This is a genomic window from Allokutzneria oryzae, from assembly GCF_042429765.1.
Classification (GTDB): Bacteria; Actinomycetota; Actinomycetes; order Mycobacteriales; family Pseudonocardiaceae; genus Allokutzneria; species Allokutzneria oryzae.
Window position 1 is genome coordinate 44,611 of sequence record NZ_JBHLZU010000011.1, and the last position, 18,805, is coordinate 63,415.

Annotated in this window: 20 protein-coding genes; 11 read left to right on the forward strand and 9 right to left on the reverse strand. The window is 70.7% G+C overall.

All coding sequences use genetic code 11. The features are described 5' to 3' along the window. Nucleotides 1–20 precede the first annotated feature (20 nt). From ACFFQA_RS13970 to iolD, 7 genes are read left to right on the forward strand one after another with little or no spacing between them, the layout of a single operon-like run. Nucleotides 21–1,016 (forward strand): sugar ABC transporter substrate-binding protein, encoded by a 996-nt coding sequence (locus tag ACFFQA_RS13970; protein ID WP_377852331.1) that lies wholly within the window; start codon nt 21–23, stop codon nt 1,014–1,016. A gap of 60 nt (nt 1,017–1,076) precedes the next feature. Next, the gene (locus ACFFQA_RS13975; protein ID WP_377852332.1) at nt 1,077–2,117 is read left to right on the forward strand and encodes an ABC transporter permease; all 1,041 of its coding nucleotides are present in this window, start codon (nt 1,077–1,079) and stop codon (nt 2,115–2,117) included. An 8-nt stretch (nt 2,118–2,125) separates the two neighbouring features. Further along, complete coding sequence (locus tag ACFFQA_RS13980; RefSeq protein WP_377852333.1) at nt 2,126–2,908, forward strand: ATP-binding cassette domain-containing protein; 783 nt, start codon at nt 2,126–2,128, stop codon at nt 2,906–2,908. Next, nucleotides 2,905–3,840, forward strand: coding sequence for a 5-dehydro-2-deoxygluconokinase (iolC, locus tag ACFFQA_RS13985; protein ID WP_377852334.1), 936 nt, complete (start codon nt 2,905–2,907; stop codon nt 3,838–3,840). Before ACFFQA_RS13980 ends, iolC begins: the two co-directional genes overlap by 4 nt. Then, nucleotides 3,837–4,727, forward strand: a complete 891-nt coding sequence (locus tag ACFFQA_RS13990; protein ID WP_446681680.1) for a Cgl0159 family (beta/alpha)8-fold protein — start codon at nt 3,837–3,839, stop codon at nt 4,725–4,727. The genes iolC and ACFFQA_RS13990 overlap by 4 nt, the downstream gene beginning before the upstream one ends. Then, complete coding sequence (gene iolB, locus ACFFQA_RS13995) at nt 4,724–5,608, forward strand: 5-deoxy-glucuronate isomerase (RefSeq protein ID WP_377852335.1); 885 nt, start codon at nt 4,724–4,726, stop codon at nt 5,606–5,608. Before ACFFQA_RS13990 ends, iolB begins: the two co-directional genes overlap by 4 nt. 5 nt (nt 5,609–5,613) lie before the next feature. Beyond that, complete coding sequence (gene iolD, locus ACFFQA_RS14000) at nt 5,614–7,494, forward strand: 3D-(3,5/4)-trihydroxycyclohexane-1,2-dione acylhydrolase (decyclizing) (RefSeq protein WP_377852336.1); 1,881 nt, start codon at nt 5,614–5,616, stop codon at nt 7,492–7,494. A gap of 71 nt (nt 7,495–7,565) precedes the next feature. Here iolD and ACFFQA_RS14005 read toward each other — a convergent pair whose 3' ends face one another. Continuing rightward, nucleotides 7,566–7,760 (reverse strand): DUF3073 domain-containing protein, encoded by a 195-nt coding sequence (locus tag ACFFQA_RS14005; RefSeq protein ID WP_377852337.1) that lies wholly within the window; start codon nt 7,758–7,760, stop codon nt 7,566–7,568. 189 nt (nt 7,761–7,949) lie between these two features. On the opposite strand from ACFFQA_RS14005, the gene ACFFQA_RS14010 reads away from it, so the two are divergent. Beyond that, nucleotides 7,950–8,843 (forward strand): DUF8083 family protein, encoded by an 894-nt coding sequence (locus ACFFQA_RS14010; RefSeq protein WP_377852338.1) that lies wholly within the window; start codon nt 7,950–7,952, stop codon nt 8,841–8,843. 395 nt (nt 8,844–9,238) lie between these two features. On the opposite strand, the gene ACFFQA_RS14015 is transcribed toward ACFFQA_RS14010, so the two are convergent. After that, complete coding sequence (locus ACFFQA_RS14015) at nt 9,239–10,447, reverse strand: MFS transporter (protein WP_377852339.1); 1,209 nt, start codon at nt 10,445–10,447, stop codon at nt 9,239–9,241. Between the two features lie 62 nt (nt 10,448–10,509). Continuing rightward, nucleotides 10,510–11,676 carry an MFS transporter gene (locus ACFFQA_RS14020; protein ID WP_377852340.1) on the reverse strand — a complete coding sequence of 389 codons (1,167 nt, stop codon included), beginning with the start codon at nt 11,674–11,676 and terminating at the stop codon, nt 10,510–10,512. A 366-nt stretch (nt 11,677–12,042) separates the two neighbouring features. Here ACFFQA_RS14020 and ACFFQA_RS14025 point away from each other — a divergent pair, with 366 nt between their 5' ends. Together ACFFQA_RS14025 and ACFFQA_RS14030 are read left to right on the forward strand one after the other, a co-directional pair. Continuing rightward, nucleotides 12,043–12,552 (forward strand): hypothetical protein, encoded by a 510-nt coding sequence (locus ACFFQA_RS14025; RefSeq protein ID WP_377852341.1) that lies wholly within the window; start codon nt 12,043–12,045, stop codon nt 12,550–12,552. Between the two features lie 76 nt (nt 12,553–12,628). Beyond that, on the forward strand, nt 12,629–13,129 hold the full coding sequence (locus ACFFQA_RS14030; RefSeq protein ID WP_377852342.1) for an AMIN-like domain-containing (lipo)protein: 501 nt from the start codon (nt 12,629–12,631) through the stop codon (nt 13,127–13,129). Nucleotides 13,130–13,213: 84 nt separating this feature from the next. Here ACFFQA_RS14030 and ACFFQA_RS14035 read toward each other — a convergent pair whose 3' ends face one another. From ACFFQA_RS14035 to ACFFQA_RS14055, 5 genes are all read right to left on the reverse strand, one after another. Further along, entirely contained in the window at nt 13,214–14,152 is a 939-nt protein-coding gene (locus tag ACFFQA_RS14035; RefSeq protein ID WP_377852635.1) for an asparaginase, read from the reverse strand. A 14-nt stretch (nt 14,153–14,166) separates the two neighbouring features. Then, nucleotides 14,167–14,754 (reverse strand): RsiG family protein, encoded by a 588-nt coding sequence (locus ACFFQA_RS14040; protein ID WP_377852343.1) that lies wholly within the window; start codon nt 14,752–14,754, stop codon nt 14,167–14,169. A gap of 73 nt (nt 14,755–14,827) precedes the next feature. Further along, entirely contained in the window at nt 14,828–15,664 is an 837-nt protein-coding gene (locus ACFFQA_RS14045; protein WP_377852344.1) for a beta-keto acid cleavage family enzyme, read from the reverse strand. Between the two features lie 52 nt (nt 15,665–15,716). Beyond that, nucleotides 15,717–16,799, reverse strand: coding sequence for a CAF17-like 4Fe-4S cluster assembly/insertion protein YgfZ (ygfZ, locus tag ACFFQA_RS14050; protein ID WP_377852345.1), 1,083 nt, complete (start codon nt 16,797–16,799; stop codon nt 15,717–15,719). Then, the gene (locus ACFFQA_RS14055) at nt 16,796–17,179 is read right to left on the reverse strand and encodes a Fur family transcriptional regulator (RefSeq protein WP_377852636.1); all 384 of its coding nucleotides are present in this window, start codon (nt 17,177–17,179) and stop codon (nt 16,796–16,798) included. Before ACFFQA_RS14055 ends, ygfZ begins: the two co-directional genes overlap by 4 nt. Nucleotides 17,180–17,256: 77 nt before the next feature. Between ACFFQA_RS14055 and ACFFQA_RS14060 the strand changes: the two genes are divergently transcribed. Then, complete coding sequence (locus ACFFQA_RS14060) at nt 17,257–18,108, forward strand: aminodeoxychorismate lyase (protein ID WP_377852346.1); 852 nt, start codon at nt 17,257–17,259, stop codon at nt 18,106–18,108. An 81-nt stretch (nt 18,109–18,189) separates the two neighbouring features. On the opposite strand, the gene ACFFQA_RS14065 is transcribed toward ACFFQA_RS14060, so the two are convergent. Further along, complete coding sequence (locus ACFFQA_RS14065) at nt 18,190–18,804, reverse strand: heme-binding beta-barrel domain-containing protein (protein WP_377852637.1); 615 nt, start codon at nt 18,802–18,804, stop codon at nt 18,190–18,192. Nucleotide 18,805: the final 1 nt, after the last annotated feature.

Here is an 18,805-nt window from a genome sequence, read left to right on the forward strand (position 1 = left end):
TCGCTTTCTAGGAGAAGACAATGACGTCTCACCGATCCCGCTTCGGCGCGCTGGTCGGACTCACCGCCGCCGGTCTCGTGCTCGCGGCGTGCAGCGGCCCCGCGGGCGGCTCAGGCAACAACCCCGGTAGCGGGGCAACGGGTCCCGCTCCCGATGGCGGCCCGCTCAAGGTCGCCGTCGTCTCGCACGGGACTCCCGGCGACGCGTTCTGGAACGTGGTCAAGAACGGTGCCGAGGCCGCGGGCAAGGAGCTCGGCGTCGAGGTCCAGTACAACGCCAACGGTGACCCGGCCGCGCAGGCCAAGTCGATCGACAACGCGGTCGCGCAGAAGGTCGGCGGGCTCGTGGTGTCGATGGCCAACCCCGACGCGCTGCGGGACTCGATCACCAAGGCGGTGCAGGCGGGCATCCCGGTCGTCACGATCAACTCCGGCGAGCAGCGCAGCACCGAGTTCGGCGCGCTGATGCACGTGGGCCAGAACGAGGGCATCGCGGGTGAGCAGGCGGGGAAGAAGCTGAAGGACGCGGGCAAGCGCAAGCTGCTGTGCGTGATCCACGAGGCCGGGAACGTCGGCCTCAACCAGCGCTGCGACGGCGCGAAGCAGGGCTTCGGAACGACGCAGAACCTCCAGGTCGACATCAGCAACCCGACCGACGCGCAGGCGCGGCTCAAGGGCGCGCTGCAGTCCGACGCGTCGATCGACGCGGTGCTCACACTCAACCCGCAGGTCGCGGGCAACGCGGTGAACGCGGTGAAGGAGGCGGGCTCCGCGGCCCAGGTGGCGACCTTCGACCTCAACTCCGACGTGGTGAGCGCGATCAAGGGCGGCGCGGTGCTCTTCGCGGTGGACCAGCAGCAGTACCTCCAGGGCTACCTGCCGGTGGTCTTCCTCAAGCTCTACAAGGACAACGCCAACACCGTCGGTGGTGGCCGCCCGGTCCTGACCGGTCCTGGTTTCGTCGAGAAGTCCAATGTGGACGCTGTCGGCCGCAACGCCGACCGCGGCACCCGCTAGTCCGCTCGATGGAGGCCCCGGTGCGCCGGGGCCTCCATCGGTCTCACCAAAGGAGTTGGGATGGGGTTGGCGGTGGAGGGAACCGACGAGCGCCTCGCTCGTGTTCGCCTCGCGGATCGCCTGGTAAGCAGGCCGGAGCTCGGCTCGGTGCTCGGCGCGCTGGCCGTGTTCGTGTTCTTCTCGGTGCTCACCGACCAGTTCCTCAGCCCGATGGGCGTGGCGAACTGGCTCGACGACTCGTCAACGCTGGGCATCATGGCGGTCGCGGTCGCGCTGCTGATGATCGGTGGTGAGTTCGACCTCTCGGCGGGCGTGATGACCGCCTCCACGGCGCTGGTGACGGCGATCCTGGCCACCCAGCTCGGCTGGAACACCTGGCTGGCGCTGCTGGCCTCGCTGGTCTTCGCGCTGGCGGTCGGGGCGCTCAACGGCTGGCTGGTGATGAAGACCGGGCTGCCGAGCTTCATCGTCACACTCGGCACGTTCCTCGCACTGCAAGGGCTCAACCTCGGTGTGACGCGGCTGGTCACCGGCACCGTCCAGGTCTCCGGCATGCGCAACGCGGACGGCTACGAGTCGGCCGGGTACCTCTTCGCGTCCACAGTGGACGTCGGAGGCACGTCGTTCCCGATCTCCATTGTCTGGTGGGTGCTCGCCGCCGCTGCCGCGAGCTGGGTGCTGATGCGCACCAGGTTCGGCAACTGGATCTTCGCGGTCGGCGGGGCGGCCCCGAGCGCCCGCGCGGTCGGCGTTCCCGTCGTCCGCACCAAGATCCTGTTGTTCATGACGACGGCCGCGGCGGCGTGGCTCGTCGGCTCGATCAACATCCTGCGCTTCACCACGGTCCAGGCGAACCAGGGCATCGGGCTGGAGTTCCAGTTCATCATCGCCGCGGTGATCGGCGGCTGCCTGCTCACCGGCGGCTTCGGCTCGGCGATCGGCGCCGCGATCGGCGCGCTCATCTTCGGCATGGCCCGCCAGGGCATCGTCTTCGCCCAGTGGGACAGCGACTGGTTCCAGCTCTTCCTCGGCGTCATGCTGCTCGCCGCGGTGCTGGTCAACAACGCGTTCCGCCGCCGCGCGGAACGGGTGCGGAAGTGAGGCCCGGGATGACCAGGACCCTGTTGGAGACCCGCGAGGTCGGCAAGAGCTTCGGCAGCGTGATCGCGCTCAACGGAGTGTCCACCGTGGTCAACGCGGGCGAGGTGACCTGCGTCCTCGGTGACAACGGAGCCGGCAAGTCCACGTTGATCAAGATCCTCGCCGGGGCGCACCAGCACGACACCGGCGAGTTCCTGATCGAGGGCGAGCCGGTCCGGCTGTCCACGCCGCGCGAGGCGCTGGACCGGGGCATCGCCACGGTGTTCCAGGACCTGGCGGTGGTGCCGCTGATGAGCGTGTGGCGCAACTTCTTCCTGGGCTCCGAACCCCGCAAGGGCTGGGGCCCGTTCTCCTGGCTGGACGGCAGGACCGCGCGCCAGACCACGAAGAAGGCGTTGGCGGAGATGGGAATCGACCTCCGCAACGTCGAGCAGCCGGTCGGCACGCTCTCCGGCGGTGAGCGGCAGTGCGTCGCGATCGCGCGTGCCGTGCACTTCGGGGCGAAGGTGCTGATCCTCGACGAGCCGACCGCCGCGCTCGGCGTGAAGCAGGCCGGGGTCGTGCTGCGCTACGTCGCCCAGGCGCGCGACCGGGGGCTCGGGGTCGTGCTGATCACGCACAACCCGCACCACGCCTACCCGGTCGGCGACCGCTTCCTGCTGCTCAAGCGCGGTCGCAGCCTCGGCTGCTTCGACAAGCCCGACATCTCCCTCGAAGAGCTGACCAGGCAGATGGCGGGCGGCGCTGAGCTCGAAGCGCTGGAGCACGAACTGCGAGGGGTGGCGCAGTGACGACCCTGGAGCTGCTCACAGTCGGACGCGTCGGGGTCGACCTCTACCCGGAGCAGAGCGGTGTCTCGCTCGCCGAGGTCAGCACCTTCGCGAAGTCCCTCGGCGGGACGGCGACCAACGTGGCGGTGGCGGCGGCCAGGCTCGGCCGCCGCTCCGCGGTGTTCACCAAGGTCGGTGAGGACGACTTCGGCCCCTACGTCCGGAGCGCCCTCACCGGCTTCGGCGTCTCGCCGGACCACGTCGGCACCGAACCCGGTCTGCGCACCCCGGTGGTGTTCTGCGCGCTCGACCCACCGGCCGACCCGCCGTTGCTGTTCTACCGCCAGCCAACGGCACCGGACCTCCGCCTGCGCCCCGAGGACGTGCCGTGGGACGTGGTCGAGGACGTGCCGCTGTTCTGGGTGACCGGGACCGGCGTCTGCGAGGAGCCGGCCAGGGCGACGCAGCGGGAGATGCTGCTCCGTCGTGGCCGACGTGCGCACACGGTGCTGGACCTGGACTACCGGCCCATGTTCTGGTCGTCGGAGGAGGCCGCCCGCGCGGAGATCTCGTGGATGCTCGACCACGTCACGGTCGCGGTCGGCAACCGCACCGAGGTGGAGATCGCGGTCGGCACCGATGATCCCGATGAGGCAGCCAAACGTTTGCTTGATCGAGGTGTCCAGTTGGCGATCGTGAAGAAGGGTGCGGAGGGCGTGCTCGTCGCGACCGAGCACGGCTCGTGGACGGTGCCGCCGCACCCGGTCGAGGTGGTGTGCGGTCTCGGTGCCGGTGACGCGTTCGGCGGGGCGCTCGCGCACGGACTGCTGGCCGACTGGGACCCTGTGCGCATCGCCGAGTACGCCAACGTCGCCGGAGCGCTGGTCGCCTCACGGTTGGCCTGTGCGGACGCCATGCCCACACCGGAGGAGATCGAGGCGGAGCTGTCGTGATCACGGATACGCAATGGCGGGAGCTGTTGCACACCAGGGCGTTCGAGCCTGAAGCGGTTCGAGCCGCTTATGCCGCCCGTCGCCGCCGGCCGCTGCTCGGTCCGGGGGGAACGCTGTTCCTGGTCGCCGCGGACCACCCCGCGCGCGGAGCCCTCGGCGCGGGCGGGGAGCCGACCGCGATGGCCGACCGGCGCGCACTGCTCGACCGGCTTCTCATCGCGCTGGACGACCCGGCGGTTGACGGAGTCCTCGGCACACCGGACGTCATCGAGGAGCTCCTGCTGTTCCACGGTCTCCACGACAAGATCGTGATCGGTTCGATGAACCGCGGCGGCCTCGCCGGCGCGGACTGGGAGATCGACGACCGGTTCACCGCTTACGACGCTCAGTCCATTGTGGACTATGGGTTGGACGGCGGGAAGATGTTGCTGCGCCTGGTGAACTCCGACCAAGGCACCGCTCCAACACTGCACGCGTGCGCGCGGGCGGTGTCCGAGCTCGCCGCAGCCGGGGTCATGGCGATGGTCGAACCGCTGCCGTACGAGCGCGACGATGCCGGACGCCTGGTGCTCCAGGACGACGCGGCCTCGCTGGCCAGGGCGGTGACGATCGCCTCAGGCATCGGCCGCACGTCGGCGTACACCTGGCTCAAGCTCCCCGCGCCCGCCGACCCGGAGACGGTGCTCGGGGCGACCACGCTGCCCTGCTTGGTGCTCGGCGGACCCGAGGCCGATGTCTCCTTGCGGGGCGGCGCGCTGCGGCACCCGGTCGTGCGGGGGCTCGTGGTCGGCAGAACTCTGCTCTACCCGGAGGACGGCGACGTGGCCACGGCGGTGGCCGGTGCCGCGAGCCTGTTGCAGTCAGCCCGAGAGGAGATCACCGCGTGACGCTCCACCGTCCACAAGGGACACTCGCCGCCGAAGGCGACCCCGTCCTGCTCACCCCGGATGACGCGGGCTGGACGTACTGCGGCCTGCGCGTTCTCGTCCTCGAACCCGGTAGGCCCCGCCAGGTCGAGACCGGTGAGTTCGAGGCGTTCGTGCTCCCACTCGCGGGCGGCTGCGTCGTCGAGGTCGACGGTCGGCGCTTCGACCTCGAAGGCCGGGAGTCCGTCTTCACGCGCGTCACGGATTTCGCTTACGTGCCGAGGGACGCTTCGGTCACCCTGACCTCGGAGAACGGAGCGGAGATCGCGCTTCCGATGGCGAAGTGCACGCGGCGGCTCGAACCGCGCTACGGCCCGGCGGAGGACGTCCCGGTCGAGGTGCGCGGCGCGGGCAACGCGACCCGCCAGGTCACCAACTTCGGCACTCCGGGCGTGTGGGACCACGCGGACAAGCTCAACGCCTGCGAGCTGATCACCCCGGACGGCAACTGGTCCTCCTACCCGCCGCACAAGCACGACGACTCCGAGCCGTGCGAGGTGGTCAACGAGGAGATCTACTACTTCCGCATCGCCGCCCGCGACGGGGTGACACCGTCCCGTGCGGGCTTCGGCCTCCACCGCACCTACACCGGCGATGGCAAGATCGATGAGGACGTGACCGTCCGCGACGGCGATGTCTTCCTCATCCCGCGCGGCTACCACGGTCCGTGCGTGGCAGCTCCGGGCTACCCCATGTACTACCTCAACGTGCTCGCCGGTCCAGGGGAGGAGCGCTCCATGGCCTTCTGCGACGACCCCGCCCACACGTGGGTCAGAGGTACCTGGGACTCCATGCCCGCAGACCCCCGCTGCCCCGTCACCAGCGCGATCCCCAGGAGGTAGTTGGAGTGCGTACGGTTCGACTGACCACGGCCCAGGCATTGGTGCGGTGGCTGATCGCCCAGCGAACCGAGCTGCTCGACGGCTCCCAGGCCCCGCTCTTCCCCGGCGTGTTCGCCATCTTCGGGCACGGCAACGTGCTCGGCATCGGCAACGCCTTGGAGGAGCACCGCGACGAGATCCCCGTCTGGCGCGGGCAGAACGAGCAGGGCATGGCGCTCGCCGCGATCGGCTACGCCAAGGCCACCCACCGCCGCCAGGTCATGGTGGCCACGTCCTCGATCGGCCCCGGCGCGCTCAACATGGTCACCGCGGCGGGCGTCGCGCACGCCAACCGGCTGCCCGTGCTGCTGCTGCCCGGTGACACCTTCGCCAGCCGCGCGCCCGACCCCGTCCTCCAGCAGGTCGAGCACTTCGGCGACGGCACGCTGACGGTGAACGACGCCTTCCGCGCGGTCAGCCGCTACTTCGACCGGATCACCAAGCCCGAGCAGCTGCTCTCCGCACTGCCGCAGGCCGCCCGCGTCCTCACCGACCCCGCCGACTGCGGACCGGTGACCCTGGCGCTGCCGCAGGACGTGCAGGGTGAGGCGTTCGACTTCCCGGAGTCGCTGTTCGAGCCGGTGGTGCACCACATCCACCGCCCGCGCCCCGACTCCCGGTCGATCGAGCGGGCCGCCGAGCTGCTCAGGACCGCGAAGCGGCCGCTGCTCGTGGTCGGCGGCGGCGTCCGCTACTCCGGCGCGGGTGGCAAGGTGCTGGAGTTCGCCCAGACCCACGGCGTCCCGATCACCGAGACCACCGCGGGCCGCACTCTCGTCCCGCACGACCACCGGCTGCACGTGGGGCCGCTCGGCGTGACCGGGTCGTCGTCGGCGAACACCCTCGCCGCCGAGGCCGACGTGGTCATCGCCGTCGGCACCCGCCTCCAGGACTTCACCACGGCGTCGTGGACGGTCTTCCACCCCGAAGCACGGGTGATCTCGATCAACGCCGCCCGCTTCGACGCGGTCAAGCACGGCTCGCTCGCCGTGGTCGCCGACGCCGCGGAGGGCCTGCGCGAGCTCAACCGCGCGGTCGGCGCCTGGCGGGCCGAAGACCAGTGGACGGCGTCCGCCGCGCACGAGCGCGCGAAGTGGGACGCGCACATCGACGGGTTGCGCGAGCCGGTGGCGGGCCTGCCGACCTACGCCCAGGTCGTCGGCGCGGTCAACGACAACGCGGGCCCGCAGGACTACGTGATGACCGCCTCCGGTGGTCTGCCCGGCGAACTGATCGGTGGCTGGCGCGCACTCGGCGCCGCGACCATGGACGTCGAGTACGGCTTCTCGTGCATGGGCTACGAGCTGGCGGGGGCGTGGGGCGCGGCGATGGCCCGCGAGCGGACCCATCCGGAGGGCGTCGTCACGACGCTGCTCGGCGACGGCTCCTACCTGATGATGAACTCCGAGCTGTTCTCGGCGGCCTTCGCCGGGCATCCGCTGGTCGCCGTGGTCTGCGACAACGACGGCTTCGCGGTGATCGCCCGCCTGCAGCAGGGCCAGGGTGGCGCGGCGTTCAACAACATGTTCGGCGACTGCCGGTCGAGCACGGACAGCACGAAGCGCCGGGTGGACTTCGCCGCGCACGCGGCCGCACTGGGCTGCGGGGTCGTCGAGGCGACCGAGCTCGACCAGGTCGGTCCGGCCTACCGCACCGCCCACGAGCAGGCCAGGCGCGAACGGCGCCCGGTCGTCGTGCTGGTGCGGACGCACCCGTCCTCGTGGACCGAGGCCGGGGCGTGGTGGGAGGTCGGCGTGCCGGAGACGGCGCACCGACCGGAGATCACCGAGGCTCGGCGGGACCTCCAGGACAACCGGGGCCGCCAGCTGAGGTACCTCTCCAGCTGAGCGGACGCGATCTCAGGGCCGTCCCGCTGTGTCCAGCGGAACGGCCCTGAATCGTGGTGTCGCGGAGGGTGTCAGTCGCGGTACTTGTCCGCGTACCTGTCCTCGTACGGATCCTCGTCCTCGTCGTCCTGGACGGACTTCGCCGGAGAAGGTTTCTCGTCACCGGACAGCTCGCGCTGCAGCGCGTCGAAGTCGGCGGGAGGGGTGTTGTACTTGAGCTCCCGGGCCACCTTCGTCTGCTTGGCCTTTGCACGGCCGCGCCCCATGGCTCGACCCCCTCATACAGGGACGGGGGCGACCAGTGGCGGCCCCGCACGTCTCGACTCGTTTCCTGGCAGTCACCGTACCGTGCCCGCCCCCCTGAATGCGACGCGGCACGGCGGTCCGGGCAGTGCCTCATGACACTGTTGTGACCGGGCTGAGACCGGTGGGGACACCCATGGCACGATTCGTGCGTGCCCCGTCCGTTCGTCGCCTACCTCAGGGTGTACGAGCCGTTGTCCTCGCTGGAGGGCGCGTTTCGTTCCCAGGTGGAGCACGCGCTGCGCAACGGCGGCGGCCTGACCAGGTCCCAGGCGGCCGACCGCGAGCGTGAACTGTGGCTTAGGACACAGTTGGCCGCTCCCGCTCGCCTGCTGCCGGGGGACAACGCCGAGGGCGAGGGTGCGACCCGCAGGCTCGACGTGATCACCCTTCCCGTGGCCGAGGCGCCCGGCCGCGACGCCGTGGACGCCGACGAGTCCCCGCTGGTCTGCCCGCTGGACCTGCGCCCGCGCGCCGCCGCGGGCGTGATGGGCTTCCTGGCCAGCTCGGTCGGCCCGCTGGTCGACGAGGCGCTGCCGATGCCGGTCGAGGTGATCAAGGCGCGCGCCTCCGCCGCGCTGAGCAACCTCCCGCGCCGGGCCGCGCACGTGGTCTCCTCCACCTGGACCGTCCCGCTGCCGTGGTTCGCCCTGGTCGACCCGGGCGCGCGGAAGCTGGTCCTCAAGGAGCGCGGCGACGCCGAACGCAGCGTGCACTGGCTGATCTCCATGACCGACGCCCGCCGCCGCGCGGAGGAGGCGCACGCCGTGGTGATCGCGGCGCTCGGCGAGGAGGGCCCTGCGCGGATCCTCCGGGACACCTCCCGCTGGCTGGCCCACTTCGACGCCAACTCGGTGGTCGAGCTGGACTACGGCGGTCTCGTCCAGCTGCTGGAGGACTCCGAGCTGACCGACGACACCTCGGCCGAGGACGTCCAGGTCGCGCTGAGCGCGCTGGAGACCGGCAACGCCGAGCTGGCCGCGGAGCGCTACGCGAAGCTGCGCGAGTTCTGGAGCGAGCTCGCCTCGCGCGAGCAGCACAACTAGCTCGACCGCCGCCCCCGCACCGCCCCCGTGCACTCATGGGCCAGCTGGCGTGGTCGGGGTTTCGCGTTTTGTCACCTTGATGCGCGAAAGAGCGCTCTCATTTCGCGTTATGGCTGCACAACGCGAATTGGGGGCACGCAGGTGAGGGCGCCAGGGCGTGGTGAGGTGGTGTCACCCCTTGCAGCACAACTAGCTCGACCGCAAGTCGTCCCGATGCCCCGAGGCGGCGCACCGCCCCCGCACCCCGTGCACTCGTGGGCCAGCTGGCGTGGTCGGGGTTTCGCGTTTTGTCACCTTGATGCGCGAAAGAGCGCTCTCATTTCGCATCAAGGTGACAAAACGCGAAAAAGAGGGGCGCCAAGGGGTGGCGAGGTGGTGTTGCCCTTGCGGCACAACTAGCTCGACCGCAGCTCCCGCGCCGTCTTGCTGAAGGCCAGGCCGACACCGACCGCGAGCATCGGCACGGCGGCCATCGCGAAGCCCCAGCCCACGTCGACGGCGACCAGCAGGCCCATCAGGGCGACCGACACCGGCTCCAGCGTCACCCTCGGCAGGTCGATGATGCTGTTGACCCGGCCCAGCAGCTCGCGCGGCGTGCTGGTCTGCACGAACGCCGGCAGCGCCACGTCGCTGGAATACGCGACACCGACGCCCAGCACCGCGAGCACGACCGCCGCTCCCCACAGGCTCGGCAGGAAGCCCACAGCGGCGAACGCCACGCCCTCGCACAGCGTCATGCCGATGATCAGCAGGCCCCACCGCCTCGGCAGCCCGGTGATCGCCGCGCTGACGGTGCCGGCGAGCTGGCCGGCACCCCACGCGGACACCAGCACGCCGAGCGCGATCGGGCTCTCCGTGAGCCCCTTGGCCAGCGCGGGCAGGCCGACCCCGAACAAGCCGGCGTACGCCAGCGTCGCAGCGGTGATCAGCAGCAGCACGATCCGCATCTCCACGCTGTTCCTGGCGTAGCTCAGCCCGACACCGATCTCCCGCCACAGCGCGGTGGCCGGCTTCTCCTGCGGAGCGCCCTTCGGGGCCGCCGCCAGCGTCGCCGCCGCGATCAGGAAGGTCGCCGAGTTGAACAGCATCGCCCCGGTCGTCCCGTTCAGCGCCACCAGCAGGCCACCGGTGACCGGCCCGGCAAGGCGTCCGACCTGTTCGCTGGTTCCGACGAGCGCGTTCGCCCTCGGCAGCTGGTCCTCGGGCACCAGTGACGGCAGGATGCTCGCGCTCGCGGGCCAGAAGAACGCCTCGGCGACGCCGACCAGCACGCCGAGCACGAAGAAGTGCCAGACCTGGATCGTCCCGGTCGCGTTCAGCAGTGCGAGCGCGAGCACGCAACCACCGCGTACGAGATGAGAGACCAGCATGACCGCGCGCGGGGACAGCCGGTCCGTCACCGCGCCGCCGACCAGCAGCAACGCACCGCGCGGCACCGCGGTGGTGACCAGGACAGCGGCCAGCGCAGCAGGGGAGTCGCTGACGGAGAGCACCAGCCACGCGAACACCACGTCGTAGCTGTAGTCGCCGAACATCGAGATCGACTCGCCCGCCCAGACGAACCGGAACGAGCGGGACCGCAGCGGCCCCCGGAGTTCACGCATTGCCCCTCACCAGGTCGGAGGAGGCGAACTCTCGTTCCTGGGCCCCGGCCCCGCAACCGATTTCAGAGCTCGCGCAGCATGAGCAACGTGATCACGGCGGACCCGCCGCCGACCGCCAGCGCGACCGGCCAGGACACCTCGGCGGCCAGCCAGCCCGCCATTCCGGGCGCGATCGCCGCCGCCAGGTAGTTCGCGGTGTTCTGGAACCCCAGCGCGATGCCGCTGCGCCCCTCCGGTGCCATTTCACCCGCGGCGGTGAACGCCAGCCCGTTCCAGCTCAGCGCCAGCGCCGCCGCCGGAACCATCACCACCGCCAGCAGCGCGACCGGCGAGTTCGCCAGGTCCAGCACCGCAACGGCCAGCAAGGACACGGCGATCGACAACGACACCACCCGCAACGGCCCGAGCCTGCTGCCCACCCGGTCCGACCACGCGCCGTTGAACAGCCGCCCTCCGGCGCCGAGCACCTGGGACACCGCGAGCAGCAGCGACGCGACGGCCACGCTCACCCCTCGGTGGTCGTGGAACAGCTCCACCATCAGCGCGGTGGCGGTGAACTGGGGAATCACCAGGAAGGCGCTGGCCAGGCTGAGCCGCCAGAGCGCGGGGGAGCGCAGCACACCGCCGGTCCCGCTGCCCTTAGGCACCCGGACGACGCCTTCGGGCTCGCGGACCCAGACGAGGACCGCGACCGCCGCGACCGCGCTGACCGCCGCCAGCACCAGGAACGCCGACGGCACTCCGCCCGAGTCGGCTGCGGGTGGCAGGACCAGCGCGGAGAACGCCGCGCCGACCGGGGTCGCGCTCTGCCGCACACCCATCGCGACGCCGCGCCTGCCTGCGGGGAACCAGGTCATCACCGCCCGCCCGCTCGCCGCGTTCGCACTCGCGCCGAACGCGCCCGAGCCCAGCAGCGCCAGGGCCACGAGCACCACGTCACCGGTGGTGGCCGCGCCCACCAGGCAGACGGCCGCGCCGAGCAGACCGATGGTCATCACGGGGCGCTCGCCGAAGCGGTCCGCGCTGGCGCCCCACAGCACCAGGGTCAGCATCGTGCCGAGGTTGACCGCGCCGACCAGCAGACCGGCCTCCGGCAGGCTCAGCCCGAAGTGCTCGCGCAGCTGCGGGATGAGCACGGGCAGGCCGAGGAAGCACGAGGCGTTCGCGCCCTGGGCCAGCGCCCCGGCGGCGAGCACGACCCATCGGTACCGCTCCGGGTGCGTGACCATCAGCCGAGCCTAGGCAGGAGATCCACATAGCAGGAGAAATGTCTCGATAAGTGAGATAACACGTAATACATAATGTCCTTATGTGGAGAATTTTCCATGCTGACGCATGAGTGAACTGGAAGATCCTTCTGTTGTCGCCGAAGGGTAAAATCAAGAAAAGCCCAGGTAGTTGACCCCTTCTTGATGTTGAGGCTCGCAGTGATGATGGCCACTTTGAGTGGCGCATGGGCTCCGACGGGCAGCTATTCCGCCCTGCGGGCAGACGTCATCTTGGTCACATCTGCATGTTGCTAATTAACCAACAATCCTGTGGTTCAGTCGTTCACGTAGGGCGCTCACCCGGCGCCACACCGTGAAAGGAACCCGATGACCTCGCTGCTCTCCCGCCTCGCCGTCGGTGGCGTCCTGATCGCCGCCCTGGGTGGCGCCGTTGCTCCGGTCGCCGTTGCCGCTCCCGCCCCGGCCGCCGTCAACTGCAACGACGGGAACGTGCTCAAGCAGGTCCTCGTGTCGGCGGACCACGACGGCGTCGGCGTCGCGTTCAACTTCGCCTGCAAGGTCTCCTCCATCGTGGACATCGCGCCCCTCAACCCGGGTGAGAAGCCGTACAACATCGCGGGCGAGGGCGAGTTCCCCAAGCTCGACAAGACCGCCAAGTCCTGGGTCCGCGTCATGGTCAGCGGCATCGACTGGACCAACCCCAGCGCCCCGAACCTCGGCACCTACATCAAGGGCGAGGGCGCGGTGAAGCAGATCGTGAACGGCGGCACCTTCGAGGGCCAGACGCTGTGGTTCATCGGCCTGGACAAGAAGCGCCCGTTCGTCAAGAACGTCAGTGGCAAGACCGTCACCGTCACCGTTAAGGCGGGTGCCTGAGTACTCGCCGACCACCGTCGGTGTCGTTCGATCCGCTGCGGGTACTCGATCGAGTGACTGCAACGAAAGGAACGTGATGACTTCGCGAACCCCCGTCCGTGGCCTGCGCAGGGCAGCCGCGGTGGGCGCGGTGATGGCAGGGCTGCTCGGAGCGCTGGCGCCAGCCGCCTCCGCCGCCCCGGCATCGGTGCAGGAGTGCGAACCGTTCACCTTCTACGGAGTGCAGGTCCGCGACGCCGGCACCAAGACGGCCGTCGACCTGAAGTACTCCCGCCCCGTCCAGGACGTGACGGTGCGCGAACTGACCGAACCGCCCATCCAGGACGGCTCCGGTGACCGAATCAAGATCAAGGGAACCGACTGGTACGAGGTCCGCATGCTGTGCGGCTACGACTGGTACGGCAACCCCTACCACGGCCCGCGTCGTGTTCCCGGACGTGGAGGTGTCGAGGAGGTCGTCCTCAACGGCGACTTCGAGGGCACCCTCTCCTGGGTGATCGGTACGAAGGCAGGCATGTTCCCGACGTCCATCCGCCACAACGGTTCCACGCTGACGATCGAGTTCCCCAAGCGCTAGTCGGCACGGACCGCGCAAAGCCAGAAGAGGCCTTCACCGGCAGGGGGTGAGGGCCTCTTCGCCTGTCCGCGGCGGGAAGCCCGGTCAAAAGACGCCGGGGAGCAGCCGGACGGAGCCGACCCGGCGACCGCCGCCCAGGATGGGCTCCTCGGCCAGCGCGTTCAGCGCCTCGGACTCCACCCCCAGCGAGCGCAGCGCGCCGACGATCACCGGCAGCCGCGCCCGCTGCGCGCCGTCGGCGATCTTCAGCGCCACCGCCCGCCCGTCCGGCAGCGCGGCGGCGTGCACGCCCTCCGCGCCCGCCTTGCACAGCAGGCCGGGCACCGCGTCCATCAACAGCGTGTCCTCGCGCCCCGTGCCCGCGACGAGGTACGGGTGGGCGCGCATGGCGTCGGCGACCCGGCGCATGTCCGTGCCGGGCTTCGCCTGCGCGAGCTTGCCGAACGCCCTGGCCAGCCCGTAGAGCGAGACCGAGAACAGCGGCGCTCCGCAGCCGTCGACCGCGGTGTGCGCGATCGGCTCCTCTGCCAGCTCGGCGAGGGTGTCCCTGACCGTCACCTGGAGCGGGTGTGACGGATCCGTGTACGAGGTCGTCGGCCAGCCCCGCTGCACGCACGTCGCCAACATGCCCGAGTGCTTGCCGGAGCAGTTCATGCTGGTCCGGTTCGCCGTCCCGCCCGCGGCGACCAGAGCGTTCCTGCTGGCCTCGTGCACCGGGTAGTCCGGCGGGCACAGCAGGGCGTCCGGGGTGAGGCCGTGCTTGTCCAGGATCGCCGTGACCCGCTCGATGTGCTCCGGCTCGCCGTTGTGCGAGGCGCAGATCAACGCCAGGTCGGCGTCGTCGGGCACCTCCAGGCCGCAGCGGAGCATGCCCAGCGCCTGCATCGGCTTGTTCGACGAGCGCGGCATGATCGGCCTGCGGGTGTCACCGTGCACGGTGACCACCTCACCGGCCGGGCCGAGCACGATCACGGAGCCGTGGTGCACGCACTCCCGCACACCGGAGCGGACCACCTCGACCAGTTCGCTGGCGATGGCTAGTCCTCCTTGGCGTCGTCGGCGCCGTCCTGCTGGCGGAGCCTGGCCGCCAACAGGTCGTCCACCGACGCCCGGCCTTCCCGGTACCTGCGAGCGATCTCCTCGTTGAGCCGGTCCATCACGACCTGGACCTCGCGCCGCCGCCCGGAGACCGACGCCTCCTCGGCGCGGTAGGCCCGCAGCGCGTGCGCGATCTGCTCCTCGGTCAGCGAGGTGACGTTGGACAGGTCGACGTCGGAGACCAGCGCCTCGACGTGCCTGCGGTGCGCCTCGGCCCGCGAGGGCTCCGGCATCTGGGCCCGGCCGAGACCGCCGGTGGGGCGCACCGCGTTCTCCGAGAGGATGCCGACGAGCTGCTCCACGACGGAGGTCGGACCGCCCTCGGAGCGCCTGCGCTGCTCGGCGAGCACGATGTCGATCCTGGCGTGCAGCAGCCTGCGCACGTAGGACAGGTCGGTCTCTTCCTGCGCAGCTTCGTCCCGCAGCTCCCGCACCTCGTTGAGGGGGCGCTGCTCGACACCCTCGGTGTAGTCCGGGGCCAGCACGCGGTCGATTCTCCGGCGCCCGCCTGGACGTACCTCGATCACGTGCCCATCCTGCGGGACATTCCGGTCAGCCGCCAACACCCGCTCTACTCCCAACAGGTACAGATTCCGATATTCACCTGGTTTGTTGCACTCCGAGCATGCCCCGGGCCTGTTCCGCGGACAACGGAGGCCGTTGCGCGATCCTGGACAACGCCGCCGCTCGGGCCGCGAGTTGGGCGTTGTCGCGCACGCGCTCGCCCTTGGCGTAGGAGAGGGTGTCCTCCATGCCGACCCGGAGATGACCGCCGGATGCCAGTGAGGCCAACATCACCGGAAGCGTGGTCCTGCCGACACCGGTCGCGGAGAAGCTGGCCCCCTCGGGCAGCAGCCGCAGCGCCGAGGTCAGCATCTCCGCCGTGCCGGGCATCCCGCCGGGGACGCCCATCACGAGGTCGACGTGCACGTGGCCGCCCGCGGGCGCGCCGTGCTCGTCCAGCAGCCGGTTCAGCGAGGCGAGCTGACCGATGTCGAAGATCTCGTACTCCGGCACGATCCGCCGCTCCTGCATCCGCTTGTGCAGCTCGACGATGAACTCCCAGCGGTTCATGAACACCGCGTCACCGAAGTTCACCGTGCCCATGGTGCAGGAGGCCGAGTCCGGCATCGCGTCCAGCACGGCGAGCCGGTCCTCCTCGGGATCGGTCACCGCGCCACCGGTGGACAGCTGCACGATGAGGCCCGTCTCCGCGCGCAGCGCGGCCACGGTCTCCTTGAGCAGGCCCTGGTCCAGGCTCGGCCTGGCCTCGGCGTCCCGGATGTGGACGTGGATCATGCTCGCGCCGACCCGCTCGCAGTCCTGGCCCGTCCGGACCAGCTCCTCCAGCGTGACCGGGAGGTTCGGGACCTCGGCCTTGCTGTGCTCCGCCCCGGTGGGGGCGACTGTGACCAGGGTGCCTGACGACGCTGTCATGTCGCCGATCCTGCCAGGCACCCGCCGCGTGAGATAGCCCCGAAGACGGTGCTCAGCCCCGCAACCTGCGCAGCGCCGCGCGTCCGGGCTGTTCACCGGTGTCCGGTGGCACCGAGTCGGGGTCGACCGCGGCGCTCACCACGTCCTCGCCCTCACCCGCCGTGAGCTCGCTTTCGACCGGGACCGAACGCTTGAGCAGCGCCAGCGCGATCGGGCCGAGCTCGTGGTGCAGCACGGCCGTGCCGACGCGGCCGACGACCTTGCCGCCCGCCGTCACCGGCGAGCCGGGCGGTGGCAGCACCTCCTGCGAGCCGTCCAGGTGCAGCAGCAGCATCCTGCGCGGCGGCTTGCCCAGGTTGTGCACCCGCGCGACGGTCTCCTGGCCGCGGTAGCACCCCTTCTCCAGGTGCACGGCGCGGCCGATCCACGCGACCTCGTGCGGAATCGTGCGCTCGTCGGTGTCCATGCCCAGGCGCGGCCGCAGCGACTCCACCCGCAGCGCCTCGTAGGTCCAGCTGCCTGCTGGCCGGGCCCCGGCGTCGGTCAGCCGTGTCCACCACGCGTCCAGCTCCGCGCGCGGCACCAGCAGGTCCACCGAGTCCGGCGCGCTCATCCGCCTGGCGAAGCCGCCGCCCGGCAGCGCGAGGACCTCGCCGGGCGTGGTCGGCGCGGTGACGCCCGCGGCGCCGAGCACATCGGTCGCGGTCGGCCCGAGCACGGTCAGCACGGCGAGCTCGTCGGTCGCGTCCCGAGGCTCGACCTTCGACCAGAACACCATCTTCGTGAGGTAGTCCAGCAGCGGCGCGACCCGCTCCCGCTCGGTGTCCAGCCACACCGTCCCGTCGAGCTCGGCGACGACCGCGTGGTGCTCGACCCGGCCCTGCACGTCCAGGACCAGCAGCTCGGTCCCGGTGCCGTCGCCGAGCTCGGTCATGTGCTGGCTGGTCAGCGAGTGCAGCCAGGTGAGCCGGTCCTCGCCGGGCACCGCGATCACGCCGCGGTGCGAGCGGTCGACCACCACGGCCGAGCGGGCCGCCGTCCGCTGCTCGGCGAGCGGGTCGCCGAAGTGCCACGGCACCCCGGGATCCGCCGAGTCCTCCGGCGGCGCGATCGCGCCTGGCTGGCCTAGCGTCACGTCAGCTCCTGATCTCCACTGGCGCAGCCCGCGCACACGCCGGACAACGCGAGGTGGCTGGCATCCAGTTCGAAACCCCGCGCGGCGCGGAGTTGTTCCCCGAGCGCGGCCAGCGCCTCGCACGGGACCTCGTCCAGCTCGCCGCAGCGGTGGCAGACGAGGTGGACGTGCTCGTGGGCGTTCACCGAGTACGTCGGCGCGCCGTGGCCGAGGTGCGTGTGCCGCACCAGGCCGAGCTCCTCCAGCAGGTCGAGCGTGCGGTAGACGGTGGTGATGTTGACCGTCGGGGTGAGCCGCCGGATCCGCTGGCAGATCTGCTCCGGCGTGGCGTGCCCCAGTTCGGTGACCGCGTCCAGCACCAGCTGGCGCTGCGGCGTCATCCGCAGCCCGCGCTGGCGCAGGGTGCGGCGGAGTATCTCCGGCGCGCTGTCCACGACCCCAATCGTAGGCTGAGCCCATGCGCGTAGTGGCACAGCTCGACGGGACCCTCGTCGACCCCGAAGCCCCACTCCTCCGACCGGACGACTACAGCGTCCAGCGCGGCGACGGCGTGTTCGAAACGATCTTCGTGGTGAACCGCAGGACCCGTGAGCTCGGCCCGCACCTGGCCAGGTTGGCCCGCTCGGCGCAGCTGCTCGGCATGCCGCCGGTGGACATCCCGGCGTGGGAGCGCGTCGGCCAGGTCGTCATCGACGCGTGGCCGTGGGACACCCACCCCGAGATGGGTCTGAAGCTGATCTACACCAGGGGAGCGGAGTACGGCGACGGCTCGCCGACCGGCTTCGCCATGGGCATCCCCATCCCGGACAGCACCATCGACAAGCGCCGCAACGGCGTCGCCGCGCTCACCCTGGACCGGGGCTACGGCACCGACCTCACCGAGCGCGCGCCGTGGCTGCTGCTGGGCGCGAAGACCCTGAGCTACGCGGTGAACATGGCCGCGACCCGCTACGCCCAGGAGCACGGCGCGGAGGAAGTGATCTTCACCGCCTCCGACGGCACGGTGCTGGAGGGCCCGACCTCCACGGTGGTCATCGCCAAGGACCGCACGCTGGTCACCACCCCGCCCCCGCTGGGCATCCTGGAGGGCACCACCCAGGCGGCCCTGTTCCGCGCGGCGGAGGCGGCGGGCTGGAAGACCAAGGTCGAGCCGATCACGGTCCCGGAGCTGTCCGAAGCGGACGGCCTCTGGTGCGTCTCCAGCGTCCGCCTCATCACCAGGGTGCACACCCTCAACGGCGAGCCCCTGCGCGACTTCTCCGACCTCCACAAGGAGGTCACCTCGCTCTACGAGGCCGTCTACGCCTGACCCCGAACAGCCATTCGCGGGCTTATGGACGCTTCGCGAGACGCGAAAAGGTCCATAAGCCCGCGAATGGCCGGGAGTGGGTCAGCCGACCACGCGGGTGAGGCGGGCGGAGGTGTGCGGCTGCATGGGCTGGCCGGCCATCGCGCGCTCCTCGACGTAGGCCAGGTCGCCCTCGACGATGCCGTAGAGGCGGGAGGCCGCGTTGACCTCCTTGGCCGTCGCCGTGCGCATCACGATGTCCGTGCCGAACTCCCAGGCCGTCTGGCTCAGCGGCTTGCCGTAGTAGATCTCGACGATGCCCGAGGAGTGCGTGAGCAGCACCTCGATCGTCTCGTCGGCCTGCGGGCGCCAGAAGCCGGTCTCGCGGGCCGCGGGGCGGATCACGTTGCCCGCCTCGTCCAGCAGCCAGGACCGCGCCTCGTAGTAGACGAACGGCCGTCCGTCGTGGGCGAAGGTCACCTGCTGGCCGAAGCGGTACGGGCCCTCGATCGTCGGGTAGACGACCTCGCCCTCACCGCGCCACACGCCGATCAGCGGCAGCAGGTCCAGGCAGTCGTCGTGCAGGTTCGGTCCCATGCGCAGGTTCGCGGTGTCGCCCTCGACGGGCATGTCGTCGAACTGCGGCAGGTTGCGGTCCCGCGTGCTCTCGGCGCGCTCGGCGGCCGCGCGCAGGGCGGCGTCGCCACTGCCGGGCACC